The sequence below is a fragment of the Yoonia sp. genome, assembly GCF_046498525.1.
Taxonomy (GTDB): Bacteria; Pseudomonadota; Alphaproteobacteria; order Rhodobacterales; family Rhodobacteraceae; genus Yoonia.
The window spans coordinates 1-3,958 of record NZ_JAWOAN010000278.1 but is presented as its reverse complement, the minus strand read 5'-3'; the positions used below and the strand labels follow the sequence as shown (position 1 = coordinate 3,958).

The following is a 3,958-nucleotide window of genomic DNA, read 5'->3' as shown; positions in this document are numbered from 1 at the left end:
CATGGCAGCCGCTGCTTTCCTTGCGCGCCTCAGCGCAGATCAGCGCCGCTTGGCTTTCAGTAATTCGACGCCTCCTGTCGCGATTGTTGCCGCGTTCAACTCCGACCGAGAGATTCATCTGGAATTGGTCCCGATGGCGAAGGCAGCATCAGCTCTCTGCCGCCATCGCACATCGGAGAAATCGGCAATATGTGCAACTGTAGTACTAGCTCTGTGATCATGGTGTCGGTGAGATTGAACGTGTGTTCGGCATCACCGAAAAAGGCTTGGTGGGTCAGCTTCATTCGGCTGCATCCTTACTGGTGGTGCTAGTGGTGAAGGGGTTGGATAGCTCGTCACCGCCGGGCATCTTCGGCAGGTTCAATCCGCTGCGCACCTCGTTCGCGGTCAGGGCACCCATGCTGCGATACTGGCTGTATGCGGTGGCACGGGCTGCGGCGTCGGTGGTCAGCAGATCGTCGGTGACGGCCTCGAAGTATGTCTCGCGGCGTTCCTCGGGGGTCAGCAGGCACCGCGCATAGGCCCATGCCCAATCGGTCAGCCAAGGCTGGAGCGTGACCTGTTTAAACTGCATGAACATTTGTTCGGTGTTCGACCACGTGCCGCGCGACAGCTCGAAAAGCATGGTGGGTGGCACCCGGAACACGCGCGCGATCTCGCGGATTTGCTCAAGGCGGTTTTCTGCGAATTGCGCGTCGGCCAGCGTGGTGGCCAGCGGCAGATAATCCATATCCTCGTCGAGAACGGCAGTGCCGCCCGCGCTCTTGCCGGAATGGGTGCTGAACCACGACGCGGCCAGCTTCTTCTTGGAATCCACATCAAGGACTTTCTTTGCCTTGATGACGCCAGAGGGGCGGCCGCCATTCGCGAACAGCCCGCCGATATGGGTCTCGAAACTCAATGCCAGGGCGATTGCTTCGCGGCCAAGTGTGATCGGGGATATGCCGCCGATGGACTCGACGCGCAGCACGTCGCGATAGGATAGCCGCACGGTGCCTGCGTCGGTGCTGACACGAAAGAACGGCTCACCGTCCGTCTCTTGATCGCGCTGCACCATGCCCGGATCCAGCCTGTGCAGCTCATAGGGCGTGCCATCTGTCAGGCGGATCACCTGCGCGTGGCCTGCCCCGTGCAAGAGTGCGTCAAGTGTCAGGTCGCGGCGCAGCTCTGCGGCGCTGGTCCACTCGTTCGCCTCGTCATGCACAAGGCGATAGGCGGGGTGATCCGTCAAGGCGGTCTTGGTGGCGCGGTCATAGACCTTGACCGGGATAGCGCCGATGGTCTCAGAGATAAGGCCCGTGGCACAGGCGACGGCAGGAACGCGCATGGCGTTGCCGGGGCCGATGGATACACCGGACGCGGTAGGCAGCGCCCCGAACAAGGTCAGGGCGTCTGCGTCGGTCAGGGTGAGTGCTTTTTCCTCGGCACGAAACCCAAGCGCGTGTTTGATTCTCTGAAAGGCCATGTGATCCGCTGCAAATTGTGGGTGTGGTAATAATACCACACCCTGATTCGCGGCGAAAGGGAAATGTTATAACTTTACGGTTTAGGGTTGTTGCGCTCTTGTTCTTCACGTCGCTCTTGTTCTTCCCAAGCACGACACCTGCGCTCGTTGGTCCTTATCCTGTCCGCTTCAGAAAGACGCGCAATGTATCTTCCAGCAAAAAACATGACGGGTAACGATACAATGGCTGCAGCAGGCAACGGTAGACCAAGCCCGATCAGTATCACGATTGCGACGCCTGCAACCCACACGCCGTTTGCCATGCTGGCGCAGAATTCCACGAAACGCACCAACAAGTCAGGCCACAAATCGGATATAAATGGTGCAAGCATCATGCCGACGCCGATAATGATGAACGGCACGAAGTAAATCAGATACTGATCCATATTGTTTCCTCTCTATAGTGACGATTCAATTCGCAAGACACACCTTTGCCTGCTACGTCGCTTTGTCACTAACCCAACTCATACGCTGGCAACCGCCCTATCGCATCGGCCTTGGCTTTCAGGGACACGTCGCCGTAACCATCGGATGCGGATTTCGCCGAATGGCCCTGTATCGCATCATAGACGCGCGGTGAAATCCCAAGCTCGATGGTCTGACTCTTGAAGCGGTGCCGCCATCCATAGTTAGGTCGAACGCCATCCGGGATTAGCTCGCGTTCCTGTAGCCAAGTGCAAATCTGGTTCGATATCCGCTTTGCCTTATCTGCATATTTCGCCGGTTCCGTGCCACCATGAAAAAAGGGGCCGGGCTTTGCCGCTTTCACGAACTCGGGAAATCCGAGACTGACGATTTGCTCATGCAGCGGCACGTCGCGATAGCCACCGGCCTTGACGGTCCCGGCGTCCGGGGTGATGCGGATGACCCACTGCCCGTCTACCTCGCGCACATCCTCTTTCCGCAATTGTGTGATTTCAGAGGGGCGCGCGCCGCAAAATGCGCAGATAATCGGCACCCATCGCTTTGCCGCGACAAGATGCGATTTCTCACGGATGTATCCGTTGACGTCCGCGTTTGGTTCGTAGGTCGTGGCGACTTTGAGAATCCTGATCGCCTCGGCATCTGTGAAGCCTTGCTCGCGGCTGTGTTGGCGGCGCGGCTTGGCTTGCCGGACCTTCTCCGCGACATTCTCGGGCAGGCGGTCATTTTCGACAGCCCATGAGAAAAGCGATCTGATCTTTGACAGGTAAATATCGGACACGGTCTTGGCGGCCAGCGTTTTCATCAGCTCGTCGCGCCACGTCATCAGGTCGGATTTTGTCACGCGGCGCGCGTCGTCATGTTTCAGGAATTTGCGCAGGTTCGCGATGACCGGATCTTCGCGTGTTTTTCCGCTTCGCATGAAACCCGCCTTCATCCGAGTTTCGACATACTCGCGCCAGAGCTTCGAGAGGCTGACCGGCGCAGGGGCAGAATCAGGGGGCTGCGCATCGCGGATGATCGGCGCGCTAGGGGTGCCGGTGAAATCGCCCTCGTCGCGCTCTGCCACCCGTTCCAGCGCCTCCAGCTCTGCACTGCACAGAGCACGGGCGATGACGCGCCACCCGTTGCTGCCGGGTGCTGCGTCGAGATTACCAGCGGCGCGGAAACGCTCGATCTGCGCACCGACCAGATCGGTCAGAACTGCATCGCTCGCCTTGCCTGCAATCGCCTCGCGCAGTTGCTGCACCAGAACGTCATCAATGCCCACTGATGGCCAGCGTGGATCATTGCGCAGCTCGTCATCGAAGGCCAGCCGCTGCATGTAATGGCTCACGGCGATCTGGTCAGGTGCCAGAGGATACCGGGCCGGGCCGGTCTGCGATTTGCCTGCACCGGCCTTTTGCTCGGCAAGTGCGATCTGGTGTTGAAGCTGTGCCACGGCACCGGGTAGCAACTTGAGCGCCTGCTTGTAGTCGCCACCCAACGGGGTGCGCAGCTCGGTCTTGCCGACGATTCTGCGCAGGTCTTTCGGCACCACCAGCCGGGCGTGGTAGCGCCCGCTGCGGTTCGTCATGTTCCTGATCTTGCCTGCCATGTTCGTCAGCCTTTGTAACCAAATCTGTAACCTTCAAACGACCATACGGCCTTGTTTGCAAGGGGTTTGTTTGATTTCAAAGGGTTGAAATGGTGGGTGATGAAGGGTTCGAACCTCCGACATCTTCGGTGTAAACGAAGCGCTCTACCAACTGAGCTAATCACCCGTCGCATGTCTCTTAGCCAAGCTGGCAGGGCCGCGCAAGAGGCCCTGCCAAGGACAGGCAGGCGCATGTGCGTTCAGTCTGCCGCGGCGACGGCGCGGCGGTAAAATAGAAAACAAAACCCAAACGGACACTAAGGCTAAAAGAATGGCATATGTCTGGATATTCTCCTTTATTTGCTTCTTCAAAAATGATATCGTGTCACTCATGGAATTCTCTCCTTATTCAACAAATTATTCTTTCTAGTAAGCCCGGTTGCCATAGCCATGAT

The 3,958-nt window shown here is 58.1% G+C and carries 5 protein-coding genes and 1 tRNA gene; all 6 read right to left on the bottom strand.

From position 1 onward, the window contains the following. Positions 1–95: 95 nt before the first annotated feature. The 6 genes from R6T97_RS16280 to R6T97_RS16255 all read right to left on the bottom strand — a co-directional run bounded on the left by R6T97_RS16280 (position 96) and on the right by R6T97_RS16255 (position 3,896). Positions 96–284: a hypothetical protein gene (locus tag R6T97_RS16280; RefSeq protein ID WP_410350331.1), complete on the bottom strand. Its 189-nt coding sequence runs from the start codon at positions 282–284 to the stop codon at positions 96–98. Then, complete coding sequence (locus R6T97_RS16275; protein ID WP_410350330.1) at positions 281–1,465, bottom strand: phage portal protein; 1,185 nt, start codon at positions 1,463–1,465, stop codon at positions 281–283. The genes R6T97_RS16280 and R6T97_RS16275 overlap by 4 nt, the downstream gene beginning before the upstream one ends. Before the next feature lie 74 nt (positions 1,466–1,539). Then, positions 1,540–1,890, bottom strand: coding sequence for a hypothetical protein (locus R6T97_RS16270; RefSeq protein WP_410350329.1), 351 nt, complete (start codon positions 1,888–1,890; stop codon positions 1,540–1,542). A 68-nt stretch (positions 1,891–1,958) separates the two neighbouring features. Continuing rightward, positions 1,959–3,503: a DUF6538 domain-containing protein gene (locus tag R6T97_RS16265; protein WP_410350328.1), complete on the bottom strand. Its 1,545-nt coding sequence runs from the start codon at positions 3,501–3,503 to the stop codon at positions 1,959–1,961. A 111-nt stretch (positions 3,504–3,614) separates the two neighbouring features. Continuing rightward, positions 3,615–3,690, bottom strand: a tRNA-Val gene (locus tag R6T97_RS16260). After that, the gene (locus R6T97_RS16255) at positions 3,681–3,896 is read right to left on the bottom strand and encodes a hypothetical protein (RefSeq protein WP_410350327.1); all 216 of its coding nucleotides are present in this window, start codon (positions 3,894–3,896) and stop codon (positions 3,681–3,683) included. Before R6T97_RS16255 ends, R6T97_RS16260 begins: the two co-directional genes overlap by 10 nt. Positions 3,897–3,958: the final 62 nt, after the last annotated feature.

Bases quoted from the DNA above. Each gene is read 5' to 3' on its own strand.
- R6T97_RS16280 (WP_410350331.1), bottom strand. From the start codon at position 284: ATGAAGCTGACCCACCAAGCCTTTTTCGGTGATGCCGAACACACGTTC.
- R6T97_RS16275 (WP_410350330.1), bottom strand. From the start codon at position 1,465: ATGGCCTTTCAGAGAATCAAACACGCGCTTGGGTTTCGTGCCGAGGAA.
- R6T97_RS16270 (WP_410350329.1), bottom strand. From the start codon at position 1,890: ATGGATCAGTATCTGATTTACTTCGTGCCGTTCATCATTATCGGCGTC.
- R6T97_RS16265 (WP_410350328.1), bottom strand. From the start codon at position 3,503: ATGACGAACCGCAGCGGGCGCTACCACGCCCGGCTGGTGGTGCCGAAA.
- R6T97_RS16255 (WP_410350327.1), bottom strand. From the start codon at position 3,896: ATGAGTGACACGATATCATTTTTGAAGAAGCAAATAAAGGAGAATATC.